Genomic DNA, 17,444 nt, shown 5'->3' on the forward strand with positions numbered 1-17,444 from the left:
CAATGGTGGCCATTGAACCAGACCTGATGGCAAAAGGCCCGACAAAAACACTAATGGCACAGTGCCTTGTCATAGATAAAACCTAGTCCAGCAGATCCAGTTGCAAATGTTCCGCCACGGATTCAGCCGTGATCGACTTGAGCCTCGGTACTCGCCCCAGGCAGGGCGCGGGAATCCGCTCGGCGAGCGTGGCGAGGTTTTCCTCCAACCGTGAGGTTTTCGGATCGATGATATTGGCCACCCAACCCGCCAGCTGCAACCCATCCTGAGCAATCGCCTCGGCCGTCAACAGCGCATGGTTGATGCAACCCAGCCGCACACCGACCACCAGAATGACCGGCAAACCCAGCGCCATCGCCAGGTCAGACAGATTGTCCTGATCCGCCAACGGCACGCGCCAGCCGCCCGCCCCTTCGATCAGGGTGAAATCCGCCTGCATATCGAGAATCTCGCGCATGGGCGTCAACAGCGACTGCACGGTCAATGCCACGCCGGCCTCCCGTGCGGCCAGGTGTGGAGCGATGGCCGGCTCGAACGCGAGTGGATTGACCTGGGCATACGTCAACGGCAACGAACACTCGGCCAACAACGCCAACGCATCGGCATTACGCAACCCCTTGGGCGTCACGTCGCAGCCAGAGGCAACCGGCTTGCCCGCTGCCGTGCTCAGGCCCGCGGATCGCGCGGCATGCAACAAACCCGCAGCAACGGTGGTCTTGCCAACGTCAGTGTCAGTGCCGGTGATGAAATAGGCTGCGCTCATAAAGGTTTCTCCAACACGGCGTAGACCACCTGGTAAGTCGCCGGCAAACCTTCGGCCTGGCGAAATTGCTCATACGCCTCGATCAAACCGAGGATCCGCGCACGGCCAGTCAAACCACCCGGCCGCCCTGGGTTCAAGTTGTGCGCACCCAATGCCTTCAGTTCATGGGTCAGGCTGCGCACATCCGGGTAATGCAATACATGAGGACGCGTTTGCAGGCTGACAGTCTTCAAGCCACTGGCAGCACACAACTGCTGATAAACACCCAACTCGCGGAAGCGATTGACGTGGACCATGCCATCGACCTGACGCCAGCTGTCACGCAGTTCAAACAACGTCCCTACACAAAGACTAGCAAACGCGAAAATACCCCCTGGTTTCAGCACCCGGTGCGCCTCGCGAAGCACCGACTCAAAATCAGCGCACCACTGCACGGCAAGGCTGGAGAAGATCAAATCGCAGGTCGAATCCTGGAGCGGCAAGCGCTCGGCATCGCCCGCGATGAAATGGGTCGCCCCACCCAATGGCCGCGCGTGATTGAGCATGCCTTCGGCAATGTCGAGGGCGACACCCTGACCGGCCGGAAAACGCTCGCTCAACGCACGACTGAAATAACCGGTGCCGCAGCCCAGGTCCAGCCAGCGACCCGGGACAAAATCACCCGGCAAGCGACTCAACAACTGGCTGCCAACATCGCGTTGCAATTCGGCCACGCTGTCATAGCTCGCTGCCGCGCGAGAAAAGGACGCTGCCACCTGGCGCTTGTCAGGCAAACCGCCGGGCAGATTGGGAAGGGATAAATCAGTCATCACCGGACTCGTGCAAAAAGGCCTGAATCGCCCCCGCCACACCGTGGGGGTCTTCCAGAAGAAACGCATGACTGGCCTGTTCAATCAGACCAATTTCGACATCCGGCAGCAGCGTCAGCAAATCCCCTGCGGCTTCGGCCGGAACCAGGCCGTCGAGGCCGGCGAACAAATGAAATTGTGGACCGCGATATGCCTGCAAAGCCTGGCGAGTATCCAGTTGTGCAAGGACTTCCAGACCGGCCGCCAAAACCGAAGCAGTGGAATGGGGCGCACCACCGAGCAGTAACCGGGAAAGACCGCGAGGGTCTTGCGCGCCTTGCGCACACAGCAACGAAAACCGTTTCAACGTCAGGCGTGGATCTGCCTGGCAGCCGGCCAGAAACGCCTCGAACGTCTCGGCGGGCATCGCGCTCGGCCATTGCTCATGGGCAACAAACGAAGGATTGCTCGCCAGCGTCAGTAAACCGCAGCAGCGATCGCCTCGACGCGCCGCCAGCTCCGCCGCGAGCATGCCACCCAAGGACCAGCCTGCGAGCCAGGCGTCTTGCGGCAGGGTCGAATCCAGCTCATCGAGCCACTCGTCAAGATCACTCGATTCCAGTTCCGGCAACGGCTCGATCTCGACCCGCAGATGCTCATCCAGCCCACGCAAGGCTGCCGCCAAGGGTTCCAGCGGCGAAATCCCGAGGCCCCATCCGGGCAGCAGAATCAGTCGGTCACGCATGGCTTGGCTCCGATTTCAAAAGTGCAAAACAATCGGCCAGTCCATTCAACAAGCGCTGCACCTGTGCCTCGCTATGAGCGGCGGTCAGGGTCACCCGCAAGCGGGCGCTGCCAGCCGGCACGGTCGGCGGACGGATCGCGGTCACCATCAGACCGCGCTCGCGCAACATCTGCGACAGCCGTACCGCACGCCCGGCATCGCCGATCATGATCGGCTGGATCGGCGTGAAACTGTCCATCAGTTCCAGGCCAATCTGCTCGGCACCCTGGCGGAACTGACGAATCAGCACCTTCAGATGCTCACGCCGCCAGTGTTCGGTGCGCAGCAGTTCGAGGCTTTTCAGCGTCGCGCAGGCCAGCGCCGGTGGCTGGCTGGTGGTGTAAATGTAGGGTCTGGCGAACTGGATCAGACTTTCGATCAACTCGTCACTGCCAGCAACAAAGGCCCCGGCCGTGCCGAATGCCTTGCCCAGTGTGCCCACCAGAACCGGCACGTCTTCCTGACTCAGGCCAAAATGCTCGACGATCCCACCGCCATTGGCGCCCAGCGGCCCAAACCCGTGAGCGTCATCGACCATCAGCCAGGCGCCTTTGGCCTTGGCTTCGAGCGCCAGCGCCGGCAGATTGGCGATGTCGCCGTCCATGCTGAATACGCCGTCGGTGACCACCAGCGTATTACCGGTGGCCTTCTCCAGCCGCTTGGCCAGACTGACCGCGTCGTTGTGCAGATAGCGGTTGAAGCGCGCGCCGGACAGCAAACCGGCATCCAGCAACGAGGCGTGATTGAGTCGATCCTCCAGCACCGTATCACCCGCCCCGACCAAGGCCGTGACTGCACCGAGATTGGCCATGTAACCGGTGGTGAACAACAACGCACGCGGACGGCCGGTCAGGTCAGCCAAGGCCTCCTCCAGCGCGTGATGCGGCGTGCTGTGGCCGATCACCAAGTGCGACGCCCCGCCACCGACGCCCCAACGAGCCGCACCGGCGCGCCAGGCTTCGATCACTTGCGGGTGATTGGCCAGGCCCAAGTAGTCGTTGTTACAGAACGCGAGCAACGGTTGACCATCGACCACCACTTCCGGGCCTTGAGGGCTTTCGAGTAGCGGGCGCTGGCGGTAGAGGTTTTCGGCACGACGGGCAGCAAGGCGTGCGGCGAGATCGAAAGACATGCAGGCCTCGCGAGTAGGAATGGGGTACAGCCCCTGTAGGAGCAAAGCTTGCTCGCGATAAGAGCGCCGCAGTCATTCAGGCCGACCGAGGCGTTTTCATCGCGGGCAAGCCTTGCTCCTACAAGGCAAAGGACTTAAACAGCTGCGTTGTAAAACTGCTCGCTGCTCTTCTGCTCAACCAGCGCTTGCTCGATGGCGGCTTGATGCACCTCGTCGGCGTGTTCTTCGCGCGCTTCCGGCAGAATCCCCAGGCGCGAGAACAGTTGCATGTCCTTGTCGGCTTGCGGGTTGGCAGTGGTCAGCAGTTTTTCGCCGTAGAAAATCGAGTTGGCGCCAGCGAAGAACGCCAGGGCCTGCATCTGCTCGTTCATCGCTTCGCGGCCAGCGGACAAACGCACGTGGGATTGCGGCATCAGGATGCGGGCGACGGCGAGCATGCGGATGAAATCGAACGGGTCGACGTCTTCCGCATTTTCCAGCGGCGTCCCGGCGACTTTCACCAGCATGTTGATCGGCACCGATTCCGGATGCTCTGGCAGGTTGGCCAACTGGATCAGCAGATTGGCGCGGTCATCAAGGGACTCGCCCATGCCAAGGATGCCGCCCGAGCAGATCTTCATCCCCGAATCACGCACGTAGGCCAGGGTTTGCAGGCGCTCGCCGTAGGTGCGGGTGGTGATGATGCTGCCGTAGAACTCCGGCGAGGTGTCGAGGTTGTGGTTGTAGTAGTCGAGGCCGGCCTTGGCCAGCGCTTCGGTCTGGTCCTGATCCAGGCGACCCAGGGTCATGCAGGTTTCCAGGCCCAGGGCTTTCACACCTTCGACCATCTTCAGCACGTAAGGCATGTCTTTGGCCGACGGATGCTTCCACGCGGCGCCCATGCAGAAACGGGTCGACCCGATGGCCTTGGCGCGAGCGGCCTCTTCGAGGACCTTCTGTACTTCCATCAACTTTTCTTTTTCCAGGCCGGTGTTGTAGTGACCGGACTGCGGGCAATATTTGCAATCTTCAGGGCAGGCGCCGGTCTTGATCGACAGCAGCGTGGAAACCTGGACGCGGTTGGCGTCGAAATGCGCACGGTGCACCGTCTGCGCCTGGAACAACAGGTCATTGAATGGCTGAACGAAGAGTGCTTTGACTTCGGCCAAAGACCAGTCATGACGCAGGGTTGCAGTGGTGCTGGCGCTCATGGGCGTTTCCTTTGTTTTATGCTTGGCAAGCGACTGGGGACGGAATACCCACAGACGCGACACGGATGTTCGGCATATTTAAGGAAGACTCATGCGCTGTCAACCACGTTACGAAGGGGCGGTTTACATCTGGTTAAAAAACAATCAGCACTGTTTGCTCTGCGCTGAACCGGCCGATGAACACATCCCGATTTGCATGGCCTGCGAAACGGAACTGCCCTGGCTTGGCGATCACTGCCAAACCTGTGCCCTGCCCTTGACCGGCGCCGGGCTGACCTGCGGCCAGTGCCAGGAACACCCGCCCGCCTTCGAGCGAGTGGCCACACCCTGGACTTACAGCTTTCCGCTGGACACGTTGATCACACGCTTCAAGCACTCGGCAAAGTGGCCATTCGGCCGCCTGCTCGGCGAACTTCTCGCGCAGTTCCTGCAACATCGCTTCGATGAAGACCTGAATCGACCTGACGCGCTCGTCCCCGTGCCGCTGGCCGCTAAACGCTTGCGTCAACGGGGCTTCAATCAAGCCGCGATGCTCGCCCGCTGGCTCGGCGCCAACCTCGACATCCCTTGCGACGAAACGCTGCTGTTGCGGATTCAAGACACCAGCGCGCAGCAGGATTTGAATGCCGATGCCCGCAAAAAGAACCTTCGCCATGCCTTCGCCCTGACACCCGGCGCGCACATCAAGGGCCGTCATCTGGCCTTGGTGGACGACGTGCTGACCACCGGTGCGACGGCGCAAGCCCTCGCCCGGTTGTTAATGGAGGCTGGCGCCGCACGGGTTGATGTCTACTGCCTGGCCCGAACACCCAAACCTGGCGACGTGGCCTGACTTGACTCCCGCGCCCCAAGCGGCCAACGTCTTTCCAATCGTCACAGCCCAAAGCGCCTTGCCATGTCCTTGCCAACCTTGTTGTCCCAGCACATTGTCCGTCGTCCGCAGCGCATTGCGTTGCTGCAACACATCGCCGAACAAGGCTCGATCACCCGTGCCGCGAAAAGTGCGGGCCTGAGCTACAAGGCCGCATGGGATGCGATCGACGAACTGAACAACCTGGCGCAGAAGCCGCTGGTGGAGCGCAGTGTCGGTGGCAAAGGCGGCGGGGGCGCCAAACTCTCCAGCGAAGGCCTGCGTGTGTTGCGCCTTTACCAAAAGCTGCAAGCCCTGCAGGCCCAAGTGCTGGAGGCGGCCGAAGACGCCAGCGATCTGGACTTGCTCGGCCGCCTGATGCTCAGGACCAGCGCGCGTAATCAACTGCATGGCAAGGTTGTGGAGATCGAAGCTCAGGGGCGCAATGACCTGATCCGTCTTGAATTGGCCGAAGGCTTGAACATTGATGCGCAGATTACCCACGACAGCACCCTGCGCCTGGAGTTGGAAATCGGCACCGAGGTGGTCGCATTGATCAAGGCCGGTTGGCTGGACCTGCTGGGCATCGACCAGCAGGAAACACCCGGCAACAACTGCTTGAACGGCATTATCGAAGAAATTCTCGACGCCGAAGACGGCCCCAGCGAAGTGCGCATCGGCCTGCCTAATGGCCATACGCTGTGCGCGCTGGCCGAACCGCTGCACTTGAGAACCCTGGGGCTTGCCATCGACAAACCGGTACGGGTGCAATGTTCGCCGTCCAATATCCTGTTGGGCACTCCGCTCTGAAACAAAAACGTCACGGAGGCTCATTAAGGTGACTGCAAAAACCCGCAGGGAGCCTGATGTGAGCCTATTAGAAGAAAACCAATCCACCGACCTCGAAAAAATGGTCGGCCTCAGTCGTCGTGGTTTCATCAGCGCCGGTGCCCTCTGCGGTGCGGCGATGTTCCTCGGTGGCAACCTGCTGAGCCGTAGCGTGCTGGCCGCGAGCGTCAGCGCAGGCACCAGCAAACTGTTGGGCTTTGACAGCATCCCCGCCGCCACCAGCGACGCCATCACCCTTCCCGCGGGTTACAAATCCTCGGTGCTGATCAGTTGGGGCCAGCCCCTGCACAAAAACGGCCCGGCCTTCGACCCCAGTGGCAATGGCACGGCCGAACAGCAGGAACTCCAGTTCGGCGACAACAATGACGGCATGAGCCTGTTCGAGTTTCCCGGTGAGAAAGACCGGGCGCTGATGGCAATCAACAACGAATACACCAACTATCGCTACCTCTACGCGCACGGCGGCATGCCACAATCGGCCGAAGAAGTGCGCAAGGCGCTGGCCTGCGAAGGCGTGTCGGTGATCGAAGTGCAGCGCAAGAACGGCCAATGGCAATTCGTCCAGGGCTCGCGCTACAACCGACGCATTCACGGCAACGCACCGATCACCCTGAGTGGCCCGGCCGCCGGCCATGAACTGCTGAAAACCAGCGCCGACCCACAGGGCAAAAATGTCCTCGGCACCTTTCAGAACTGCGCCAACGGCAAGACGCCGTGGGGCACGTACCTGACCTGTGAAGAGAACTTCACCGACTGCTTCGGCAGCAGCAATGCCGAGCAAAAATTCGACGCCGCGCAGAAACGCTACGGCGCGGTGGCGACCAGCAAAGAGATCAACTGGCACCCGCACGACGCGCGTTTCGACCTGGCGAAAAATCCGAACGAACTCAATCGTCACGGCTGGGTGGTGGAGATTGACCCGTTCGATCCGCAATCGACGCCGGTCAAGCGCACGGCCTTGGGCCGCTTCAAGCATGAGAACGCCGCGCTGGCTGAAACCCATGACGGCCGCGCCGTGGTGTACATGGGCGACGACGAACGCGGCGAGTTCATCTACAAGTTCGTCAGCCGCGACAAGATCAACCACAAAAACCCCAAGGCCAACCGCGACCTGCTGGATCACGGCACGCTGTACGTCGCGCGCTTCGACGCCGGCGACGGCAATGCCGATCACCCGAAGGGCCAGGGCGAATGGGTCGAGCTGACCCACGGCAAAAACGGTATCGACGCCAGCAGCGGCTTCGCCGACCAGGCCGAGGTGCTGATCCACGCACGCCTCGCCGCCAGCGTGGTGAAAGCCACGCGCATGGACCGCCCGGAATGGATCGTCGTCAGCCCCAAGGATGGCCAGGTTTATTGCACCCTGACCAACAATGCCAAACGCGGCGAGGACGGTCAGCCGGTGGGCGGACCGAACCCGCGTGAGAAGAACGTGTACGGTCAGATCCTGCGCTGGCGCACCGACCGCGACGATCATGCCGCCAATAGCTTTGCCTGGGACCTGTTTGTGGTCGCCGGCAATCCGGGTGTTCATGCCGGCACGCCGAAGGGCGGATCGTCGAACATCACGCCGCAGAACATGTTCAATAGCCCGGATGGCCTGGGGTTCGACAAAGCTGGACGCTTGTGGATTCTCACCGACGGCGATTCGAGCAATGCCGGTGACTTTGCCGGCATGGGCAACAACCAGATGCTGTGTGCCGACCCTGTGACCGGGGAGATTCGCCGCTTCATGGTCGGGCCGATTGGCTGCGAAGTCACCGGGATCAGCTTCTCACCGGATCAAAAGACCTTGTTTGTCGGCATTCAGCATCCGGGGGAAAATGGCGGTTCGACATTCCCGGAGCATTTGCCCAATGGCAAACCGCGGTCTTCGGTGATGGCGATTTCCCGTGAGGATGGCGGGATCGTCGGCGCCTGATTATCGATCACGCAGATGATCGTTCCCACGCTCTGCGTGGGAATGCCTCACCGGACGCTCCGCGTCCGCTTCTGAGGACGCGGAGCGTCCCTGGCTGCATTCCCACGCAGAGCGTGGGAACGATCCCCCTAAAGAAGCCCCGTCTGCGCTACCATGCTTGGCCGGACGCGGCAGCCTGCTGCGCGCAGGAGTCAGCATGGCCCACCCGTTTGCAACCCTCACCCCAGACCTCGTGCTCGATGCCGTCGAAAGTATTGGCTTTCTCAGTGACGCGCGCATTCTGGCGCTCAACAGTTACGAGAACCGTGTCTATCAGGTCGGCATCGAAGATGGCGAGCCGCTGATCGCCAAGTTCTACCGTCCGCAGCGCTGGACCAACGAAGCGATTCTCGAAGAGCACCAGTTCACCTTCGAACTCGCCGAATGCGACGTACCGGTAGTCGCCCCGATGATTCACAACGGCGCCAGCCTGCACGAGCACAACGGCTTTCGTTTCACCCTGTTCCCCCGCCGTGGTGGCCGCGCGCCGGAGCCGGGAAATCTCGATCAACTCTATCGCCTGGGTCAATTGCTCGGTCGCCTGCACGCCGTCGGCAAAACCAAACCGTTCGACCACCGTGAAGCGCTGGGTGTGAAGAACTTCGGCCACGACTCGCTGACCACCTTGCTCGAAGGCAATTTCATCCCCAAGAGTTTGCTGCCGGCCTACGAATCGGTGGCCCGCGACCTGCTCAAGCGTGTGGAAGATGCCTACAGCAACACGCCGCACCAGAACATTCGCATGCACGGTGATTGCCACCCCGGCAACATGATGTGCCGCGACGAAATGTTCCACATCGTCGACCTCGATGACTGCCGCATGGGCCCGGCGGTGCAAGACATCTGGATGATGCTGGCCGGTGACCGCCAGGAATGCCTCGGGCAGCTGTCGGAACTGATGGACGGCTACAACGAGTTTCACGACTTTGATCCTCGGGAACTGGCGTTGATCGAGCCACTGCGCGCCTTGCGCCTGATGCACTACAGCGCCTGGCTCGCCCGTCGCTGGGACGACCCGGCGTTCCCGCACAGCTTTCCGTGGTTTGGCAGCGAGCGGTATTGGGGCGACCAGGTGCTGGCATTGCGCGAGCAACTCGCAGCCCTGAACGAAGAACCCCTTAAACTTTTCTGACCCACCTAGAAACCCTGTGCGAGCTTGCTCGCGATAGCAATCCATCAGTCACTGATGTGCTGATTGAATCGCCGCCATCGCGAGCAAGCTCGCTCCCACAGGGTTGAGTGTTCACAATTACCCAACCTAATCAGGCAGGACATTCGTAGACAAATCTCCTTACAATCCCTCTTTGTTAGCTGCCTAAGCAAGGATTCTGCATGCAAGCTGCCAACCCGCGTCGCGGGTACATTCTGGGCCTGAGTGCCTACATCATTTGGGGACTTTTCCCGCTCTACTTCAAAGCCATTGCCAACGTGCCCGCCGTGGAAATCATCATCCATCGCGTGCTGTGGTCCGCGCTGTTCGGTGCCTTGTTGCTGATGGTCTGGAAACATCCCGGCTGGTGGCGCGAACTGCGAGACAACCCCAAACGCCTGGCGATCCTCGCCCTCAGTGGCACGCTGATTGCGGCCAACTGGCTGACCTACGTGTGGTCGGTGAACAACGGGCGGATGCTCGAGGCCAGCCTCGGTTACTACATCAACCCGCTGGTGAACGTGTTGCTGGGGATGTTGATCCTCGGCGAACGGCTACGGCGCATGCAGTGGCTGGCCGTGGGTTTGGCGGCGGTTGGCGTGGCGCAGCAGGTGTGGCAAGTCGGCAGCCTGCCCTGGGTGTCGCTGGTGTTGGCGCTGACGTTCGGGTTCTACGGATTGATCCGTAAGCAGGCGCCGGTCAAGGCATTGCCCGGTCTGGTGGTGGAAACCTGGATGCTGGTGCCGATTGCTGTTGCGTGGCTGCTGTTCAACCCGACGGCGGCCAGCGCCCAACCCGAGTTCTGGACCACCTCTGAAGCCTGGTGGCTGGTCGCCGCCGGCCCGGTCACGCTGGTGCCGCTGGTGTGTTTCAACGCCGCCGCACGGCATTTGCCTTACACGACGTTAGGATTTCTCCAATACCTGGCGCCGACACTGGTGCTGTTGCAAGCCGTTCTGCTGTTTGGCGAACACTTGTCATCCAGCACGCTGGTCGCGTTCATCTTTATCTGGGCAGGTCTTGCGGTTTATAGCGTCGATGCGTGGATAAGTTTGCGCCGCCGCAGCTGATCAAAAAACACACAAACCTCTGCAGGCCACGGCCCTATTGGCCTGCATCGATCCTTCCCAAGGTTATCCACAGCGTGATCCCCGCCGTTTGTGTGCAACTCGTTGAAACTGATGGTTTTTTGATCAGATACTGAAGAAGCCCGGCCGGCGTGGGCTAGCGGGCTGTCTCTACAGGTTATCCACAGGTGGGTGCACGTTTAACTTGGATAACCTTCCCGGATAACCCGGTCAGGGCTCACTGCGCAGCACCAGTTCAACCATCAAATCGTCCGCCAGGGTTTCCAGGCGCGACTGCAACACGTCCAGCGACAATGTCAGCGGCACCGCGAGAATCGCTTCAGCGTGAAACAACGGCTCGCTGCTCATCGGTGCCGGCCTCACTTCGGTCACTAGCCGTTCCAGGTTCACCCCCTGCTCGCTCAACAGACGCGTGATGTCGCGAACGATGCCCGGACGATCATTGCCCACCAATTCCATCGCAATGGGTTTCCAGGTGCAGGACTGCTCGATGCCACTTTCGGCAATCAGTACACGAATGCCTTGGGCAGACAACGCTTGCAAGGCATCCACCAGTTCATCGTAGGCCTCGGCCGGCACGCCCACCCGAAGAATCCCGGCGAACTGTCCTGCCATGCGCGACATGCGGCTTTCCAGCCAGTTGCCCCCGTGTTCGGCAATGCACTGGGCGATGCGCTCGACCTGCCCAGGCTTGTCCGGAGCGAATACTGTGAGTACGAGGTGGTCCATGGCGCAGCCCTCTTGTCATGACTTTTGTTATGAAAATCCAAGTATAGGCAAGGGTTGGCCAGATCCAGAATCAATGGTGTATCGACTGACCTTATCGCGGGCAAGCCCGCTCCCACAGCGTCATGCGCAGTCCCTGTGGGAGCGGGCTTGCCCGCGATTGAAGGCACCGCTGAATGAACTGAAAACCACAAATCGTGTACAACTTTTTATATTTAACTGGAACAATCTTATGGTTTTTTGAGAACATCCAGTACCACACCGTGACTGCAATGCGTCATGGGGTCGCAGAACGACGTAATTAGTCTAATTTTCACAAGCGCAATTCATCATGTAGTATGCCGCAGCGCGCACTACATAACGTTGGATCGATGTCTGCCACAGGCACACTCGCAACCCTGAAAGCCCCGTCAGCAAGGCCTCAAAGCCGTTGATTGGACCGAACCCAGCCGTCCGCAAGGGCATGTACTGGCGCAAGGGTTTGTGGTTTAAATGGCCAGAGGCTTCATTGTTAAATTGAAGAGCTGAAAAGCGAAATAGCTGAGCAGAGTGAGGCAAGCAATGACTGAACACGTTCAAGTCGGTGGCCTGCAGGTCGCCAAAGTCCTGTTCGACTTCGTGAACAACGAAGCCATTCCCGGTACCGGCCTCACCGCCGATAAGTTCTGGGCCGGTGCCGACAAGGTCATTCATGACCTGGCGCCGAAGAACAAAGCCCTACTCGCCAAACGCGATGATTTCCAGGCTCGTATCGATGGCTGGCACCAATCCCGTGCCGGCCAGGCGCACGATGCCGTGGCTTATAAAGCCTTCCTGCAAGACATCGGTTATCTGCTGCCAGAAGCGGCCGATTTCCAGGCAACGACGCAAAACGTCGATGACGAAATCGCCCGCATGGCCGGCCCGCAGCTCGTGGTCCCGGTCATGAATGCCCGTTTCGCGCTCAACGCCTCGAACGCCCGCTGGGGTTCGCTGTACGACGCGCTCTACGGCACCGACGCCATCAGCGAAGCTGACGGCGCGGAAAAAGGCAAAGGCTACAACAAGGTTCGTGGCGACAAGGTCATTGCCTTCGCCCGCGCCTTCCTCGACGACGCCGCGCCATTGGCTGCCGGTTCCCATGTCGATTCCACCGGCTACAAGATCGTTGACGGCAAACTGTTGATCGCACTCAAAGGTGGCAGCAACACCGGCCTGCGTAACGATGCCCAGCTGATCGGCTTCCACGGCGATGCTGCCGCGCCGACCGCGATTCTGCTGAAAAACAACGGTCTGCACTTCGAAATCCAGGTCGATGCCAGCACCCCGGTCGGCCAGACCGACGCAGCCGGCGTCAAAGACATCCTGATGGAAGCCGCGCTGACCACGATCATGGACTGCGAAGACTCCGTCGCCGCCGTCGATGCCGATGACAAAGTGGTGATCTACCGCAACTGGCTCGGCCTGATGAAGGGCGACCTGTCGGAAGAAGTCGCCAAGGGCGGTCAGACTTTTACCCGCACCATGAACGCCGACCGCACCTACACCGGTGTCGATGGCAAGGAACTGAGCCTGCACGGTCGTTCGCTGTTGTTCGTGCGTAACGTGGGTCACTTGATGACCATCGACGCCATCGTCGATAAAGACGGCAACGAAGTGCCGGAAGGCATTCTCGACGGTCTGGTGACCAGCCTCGCGGCGATTCACAGCCTCAACGGCAACAGCTCGCGCAAGAACAGCCGGACTGGCTCGGTCTATATCGTGAAGCCAAAAATGCACGGCCCGGAAGAAGCCGCGTTCACCAACGAGCTGTTCGGTCGTATCGAAGAAGTCCTCGGTCTGGCGCGCAACACGTTGAAAGTCGGGATCATGGACGAGGAACGCCGTACCACGGTCAACCTCAAGGCCTGCATCAAGGCGGCGAGCGAGCGTGTAGTGTTCATCAACACCGGTTTCCTCGACCGCACGGGCGATGAAATCCACACCTCCATGGAAGCCGGGCCGATGGTTCGCAAGGCTGACATGAAGGCCGAGAAGTGGATCGGCGCCTACGAAAACTGGAACGTCGATATCGGTTTGAGTACTGGCCTGCAAGGGCGCGCGCAAATCGGCAAAGGCATGTGGGCGATGCCCGACCTGATGGCGGCGATGCTCGAACAGAAAATCGCTCACCCGCTGGCCGGCGCCAACACCGCCTGGGTTCCATCGCCGACCGCTGCGGCACTGCACGCGTTGCACTACCACAAGGTCGACGTGTTCGCCCGTCAGGCCGAACTGGCCAAACGTGCGCGCGCTTCGGTGGACGACATCCTGACCATCCCGCTGGCCGTCAATCCACAGTGGACTGCAGAACAGATCAAGAACGAACTGGACAACAATTCCCAGGGTATTCTCGGTTATGTAGTGCGCTGGATCGACCAGGGTGTCGGTTGCTCGAAAGTGCCGGATATCAACGACGTCGGCCTGATGGAAGACCGTGCGACGCTGCGTATTTCCAGCCAGCACATCGCCAACTGGCTGCGCCACGGTATCGTGACCCAAGAGCAAGTGATGGAAAGCCTCAAGCGCATGGCGCCAGTGGTTGACCGTCAGAACGCCAATGACGCGCTGTACCGTCCACTGGCACCGAACTTCGACAGCAACATCGCCTTCCAGGCGGCGGTCGAACTCGTGGTCGAAGGCACCCAGCAGCCGAACGGCTACACCGAGCCGGTTCTGCACCGTCGGCGTCGCGAGTTCAAGGCAGCCAATGGCCTGTAAGTAAGCGGCACCGGACAAAAAAAGGCCCTGATCGAGAGATCAGGGCCTTTTTGTTTGAGATCGAAGGTTACACATCCATCCCCAACTCATGCTTGACCAACTCCAGCAGCTTGGCGGAGTCAATGGGTTTGAGCAGGAAGTCGACCACGCTCAAATGCATTGCCGCAATGGCATCCTTCACATCGGCATCGCCAGAAACAATGATGAACGGCATCGCCGCCCGTACAGACTCGCGCACCTGGCGAATCAGTTCCAAACCATCAACCTGGCCCATGCGCAGGTCAGTAATCACCAGGCCGATCAATGGTTTCTGCTCCAGCATCTTGAGTGCCGTTTCACCACTGGCCGCGGTCAGGCAGCGAATGCCATCCAGCGCCAGAATTTCCGAGAGCAACTCGCGCGCGTCCTTGTCGTCATCGACGATCAGCACCCGCTGCGGCGGCAAATCAGGTTCCAGCATGACGGCACTCAGCGCCTCGCGCTCAGCGTCACTCAAAATATCGTGGTCGGACATGGTTTTCTCTAGATGTTCATTTCAATTCCCTAGCACAGTGGTGAGACATCGCTAAGCAGGCCTTCAATGTGCACTTCGTCGGGTATTTTTCCAATAGGGGAAAGGATAGGTCCTTCCTCGAATTGTGTAGGGGACTTCCGAAAAATCTTCGCCGGCAGGGTTTACCTAGACTTACGTCCAATGGGCACTCTGCGCGCAGGGGCCGACCATGGCAGGGTCATCCGACAACAACAATTCAAAAAAGACTGCGGTAATGGTTATGAGTAAAGCGGACGCCTTCACACAGGCAGGGAAAACCGCGGTGTTGCAGAACATCCAGGGCACGTTGCAATTCCTTCAGCGTTTCCCGCCCTTCAATCAGATGGAACACGCTCACCTGGCGTACCTGGTTGAGCAATGCCAACTGCGCTTTTATGCCCCCGGCGACAGCATCATCAAGCCTGCCGATGGCCCGGTTGAACATTTCTACATTGTCAAACAAGGCCGCGTCGTCGGTGAGCGCCCGCATACCGCCAAGGGTGGCACCGAAACCACCTTCGAAATCACCACCGGCGAGTGCTTTCCCCTCGCCGCGCTGCTGGGTGAGCGTGCGACCCGCACCGAACACCTTGCCGCCGAAGACACCTTCTGCCTGCAGCTGAACAAGCTGGCGTTCATCAAACTGTTCGCGCTTTCCAGCACTTTTCGCGACTTCGCCCTGCGTGGCGTCAGCAGTTTGCTGGATCAGGTCAACCAGCAGGTCCAGCAAAAAGCCGTGGAAACGCTCGGCACTCAGTACTCGCTGAATACGCGCCTGGGCGAATTGGCCATGCGCCACCCGGTGACCTGCGGCCCGGCGACGCCGCTGCGTGAAGCGGTGACGCTGATGCACGAGCAACAAGTCGGCAGCATCGTGGTGGTCGACGAGCATAAAGCCCCCCTGGGGATTTTCACCCTGCGCGACCTGCGCCATGTCGTGGCCCAAGGCACCAACGACTTCAATGAAGCCATCGAGCAGCATATGACCCAGGCGCCGTTTTTCCTGACGCCGGACCACAGCGCTTTCGATGCGGCCATCGCCATGACCGAGCGGCACATTGCCCACGTCTGCCTGGTGAAAGATCATCGCCTGTGCGGCGTGGTTTCGGAACGCGATCTGTTTTCCCTGCAACGGGTGGACCTGGTGCACCTGGCACGGACCATCCGCAGTGCCCAGCGCGTGGAAAACCTGGTGCTGCTGCGCGGTGAGATCGGTCAATTGGTCGAACGCATGCTGGCTCATGGCGCCTCTTCGACGCAAATCACCCACATCATCACGTTGCTCAACGATCACACCGTGTGCCGGGTGATCGAACTGACCCTGGCCGAAAAAGGCGACCCCGGTGTGCCGTTCAGCTGGTTGTGCTTCGGCAGCGAAGGCCGTCGCGAGCAGACGCTGCACACCGATCAGGACAACGGCATTTTATTCGAGGCTCGGGACGCTGCGCACGCGGCAGAGATTCGCGGCAAGCTGTTGCCCATTGCCCATCAGATCAACCAGAGCCTGGCGCTCTGCGGTTTCACGCTGTGCAAGGGCAACATCATGGCGGGCAACCCGGAGCTGTGTTTGTCGCGAGCCGAATGGGCGCGGCGCTTTGCAGCTTTTATTCGCGAGGCGACGCCGGAAAACCTGCTGGGTTCGAGCATCTATTTCGACTTGCGCGTGGTCTGGGGCGACGAGCAAGGGTGCGAGCAATTACGCCGCGCAATTCTCGATCAAGTCGGCGATAACCGACTGTTTCAGAGGATGATGGCCGAGAATGCCTTGCGCAATCGTCCGCCGGTGGGGCGTTTCCGTGAGTTCGTCCTGGCGCGCAAGAACGGTGAAAAAGCCACGCTGGACCTGAAGGTGCAGGGCCTGACGCCTTTCGTCGACGGCGCACGGTTGTTGGCATTGGCTCACGGGATCGAGACCAACAATACCCTGGAGCGCTTTCGCCAGCTGGTGGCCAAAGAAGTCATCCAGCCACTGGACGGTGCGGCCTATGAAGAGGCGTATCACTTCATTCAGCAAACCCGCATGCAGCAACATCAGCTGCAAACGCGGGAGAACTTGCCCTACTCCAACCGGGTTGACCCGGACAGCCTCAATCATCTGGACCGCCGAATCCTGCGTGAGTCCCTGCGCCAGGCGCAACGCCTGCAAAGCAGCCTGATCCTGCGGTATCAGCTATGAGCCTGTTTTCATGGTTGCGCCCGGCCACTCCGCTCCTGACGGGCGAATGGCAACAACGTCTCAAACAGTTGCCGGCAGCGCCCGAGTTGGGCGAATGCAGCTTGCGCGAGCAACGCTGGGTGGTCCTCGACCTGGAAACCACCGGGCTGAACCTGAACAAGGACCGGGTGTTGTCCATCGGTGCCGTGGTGATCGAGGACGGCGCCATCGACTTCAGCCAGCAATTCGAACGTACGCTGCAATGCGCCAACCTGAAGCTTGCGCCCAGCGTGCTGATTCATGGGCTGGGGCCTAGCGCCATTGCGGCCGGCAGTGACCCGGCGCAGGCCTTGCTCGAATTCATGGAGTTCGTCGGTGACAGCCCGGTGCTGGCGTTTCATGCACCCTTCGATCAGCACATGCTAGGCCGCGCGCTCAAAGACCACTTGGGCTACAAGCTGACCCATCCGTTTCTGGATGTGGCCGACATCGCCCCGCTGCTTTGCCCCCAGGCTCACATTCGAGACGCCGGGCTGGATGAGTGGATCGACTGGTTCAAGCTGGAAGTCTTCGAGCGGCATAACGCCAGTGCCGATGCGCTGGCTACCGCTGAGTTGGCGCTGATCCTGTTCAGTCGGGCACGGCAGCAGCAAATCCATAGCCCGTTGAACCTGCAACAGCGGTTGAGTCAGTGGAAACGGCGGCAGCAGGCGCCTTCCTTCTAACGGCCATCACACT

At 60.2% G+C, this 17,444-nt stretch carries 15 protein-coding genes; 8 read left to right on the forward strand and 7 right to left on the reverse strand.

Annotation, left to right across the window (positions count from 1 at the left end; translation table 11 throughout):
* Positions 1-82 precede the first annotated feature (82 nt).
* The 5 genes from bioD to bioB all read right to left on the reverse strand — a co-directional run bounded on the left by bioD (position 83) and on the right by bioB (position 4,657).
* A complete protein-coding gene (bioD, locus tag LOY55_RS28020; protein ID WP_046029933.1) occupies positions 83-763 on the reverse strand; it encodes a dethiobiotin synthase in 681 nt (226 codons plus the stop codon).
* Positions 760-1,572 carry a malonyl-ACP O-methyltransferase BioC gene (bioC, locus tag LOY55_RS28025; protein ID WP_077431159.1) on the reverse strand — a complete coding sequence of 271 codons (813 nt, stop codon included), beginning with the start codon at positions 1,570-1,572 and terminating at the stop codon, positions 760-762. Before bioC ends, bioD begins: the two co-directional genes overlap by 4 nt.
* Positions 1,565-2,296 (reverse strand): alpha/beta fold hydrolase, encoded by a 732-nt coding sequence (locus LOY55_RS28030; protein WP_223522856.1) that lies wholly within the window; start codon positions 2,294-2,296, stop codon positions 1,565-1,567. The genes bioC and LOY55_RS28030 overlap by 8 nt, the downstream gene beginning before the upstream one ends.
* Positions 2,289-3,467: an 8-amino-7-oxononanoate synthase gene (gene bioF, locus LOY55_RS28035; RefSeq protein ID WP_223522857.1), complete on the reverse strand. Its 1,179-nt coding sequence runs from the start codon at positions 3,465-3,467 to the stop codon at positions 2,289-2,291. The genes LOY55_RS28030 and bioF overlap by 8 nt, the downstream gene beginning before the upstream one ends.
* A 134-nt stretch (positions 3,468-3,601) precedes the next feature.
* Positions 3,602-4,657, reverse strand: coding sequence for a biotin synthase BioB (bioB, locus tag LOY55_RS28040; protein WP_046029927.1), 1,056 nt, complete (start codon positions 4,655-4,657; stop codon positions 3,602-3,604).
* A gap of 91 nt (positions 4,658-4,748) precedes the next feature.
* Between bioB and LOY55_RS28045 the strand changes: the two genes are divergently transcribed.
* The 5 genes from LOY55_RS28045 to rarD all read left to right on the forward strand — a co-directional run bounded on the left by LOY55_RS28045 (position 4,749) and on the right by rarD (position 10,536).
* Positions 4,749-5,489 carry a ComF family protein gene (locus LOY55_RS28045; RefSeq protein WP_109785571.1) on the forward strand — a complete coding sequence of 247 codons (741 nt, stop codon included), beginning with the start codon at positions 4,749-4,751 and terminating at the stop codon, positions 5,487-5,489.
* Positions 5,490-5,552: 63 nt separating this feature from the next.
* On the forward strand, positions 5,553-6,317 hold the full coding sequence (locus tag LOY55_RS28050) for a TOBE domain-containing protein (RefSeq protein ID WP_046029923.1): 765 nt from the start codon (positions 5,553-5,555) through the stop codon (positions 6,315-6,317).
* A 58-nt stretch (positions 6,318-6,375) separates the two neighbouring features.
* Entirely contained in the window at positions 6,376-8,277 is a 1,902-nt protein-coding gene (locus tag LOY55_RS28055) for a PhoX family phosphatase (protein WP_223522859.1), read from the forward strand.
* A 196-nt stretch (positions 8,278-8,473) separates the two neighbouring features.
* Entirely contained in the window at positions 8,474-9,448 is a 975-nt protein-coding gene (locus LOY55_RS28060; protein WP_109785573.1) for a serine/threonine protein kinase, read from the forward strand.
* Positions 9,449-9,648: 200 nt separating this feature from the next.
* The gene (gene rarD, locus LOY55_RS28065) at positions 9,649-10,536 is read left to right on the forward strand and encodes an EamA family transporter RarD (protein ID WP_046029920.1); all 888 of its coding nucleotides are present in this window, start codon (positions 9,649-9,651) and stop codon (positions 10,534-10,536) included.
* A 228-nt stretch (positions 10,537-10,764) separates the two neighbouring features.
* Here the strand turns inward: rarD and LOY55_RS28070 are convergent, their stop codons facing one another.
* Complete coding sequence (locus LOY55_RS28070) at positions 10,765-11,283, reverse strand: glycine cleavage system protein R (RefSeq protein WP_046029919.1); 519 nt, start codon at positions 11,281-11,283, stop codon at positions 10,765-10,767.
* A 558-nt stretch (positions 11,284-11,841) separates the two neighbouring features.
* On the opposite strand from LOY55_RS28070, the gene LOY55_RS28075 reads away from it, so the two are divergent.
* Positions 11,842-14,019 carry a malate synthase G gene (locus tag LOY55_RS28075; protein ID WP_223522861.1) on the forward strand — a complete coding sequence of 726 codons (2,178 nt, stop codon included), beginning with the start codon at positions 11,842-11,844 and terminating at the stop codon, positions 14,017-14,019.
* A gap of 67 nt (positions 14,020-14,086) precedes the next feature.
* Here LOY55_RS28075 and LOY55_RS28080 read toward each other — a convergent pair whose 3' ends face one another.
* On the reverse strand, positions 14,087-14,533 hold the full coding sequence (locus LOY55_RS28080; protein ID WP_046029917.1) for a response regulator: 447 nt from the start codon (positions 14,531-14,533) through the stop codon (positions 14,087-14,089).
* A gap of 253 nt (positions 14,534-14,786) precedes the next feature.
* Here LOY55_RS28080 and LOY55_RS28085 point away from each other — a divergent pair, with 253 nt between their 5' ends.
* Positions 14,787-16,727, forward strand: a complete 1,941-nt coding sequence (locus tag LOY55_RS28085; protein WP_046029916.1) for a putative nucleotidyltransferase substrate binding domain-containing protein — start codon at positions 14,787-14,789, stop codon at positions 16,725-16,727.
* Positions 16,724-17,431 (forward strand): PolC-type DNA polymerase III, encoded by a 708-nt coding sequence (locus LOY55_RS28090; RefSeq protein WP_046029915.1) that lies wholly within the window; start codon positions 16,724-16,726, stop codon positions 17,429-17,431. The genes LOY55_RS28085 and LOY55_RS28090 overlap by 4 nt, the downstream gene beginning before the upstream one ends.
* Positions 17,432-17,444 lie beyond the last annotated feature (13 nt).

Origin of the sequence: Pseudomonas sp. B21-040 (assembly GCF_024748695.1) — a bacterium.
Classification (GTDB): Bacteria; Pseudomonadota; Gammaproteobacteria; order Pseudomonadales; family Pseudomonadaceae; genus Aquipseudomonas.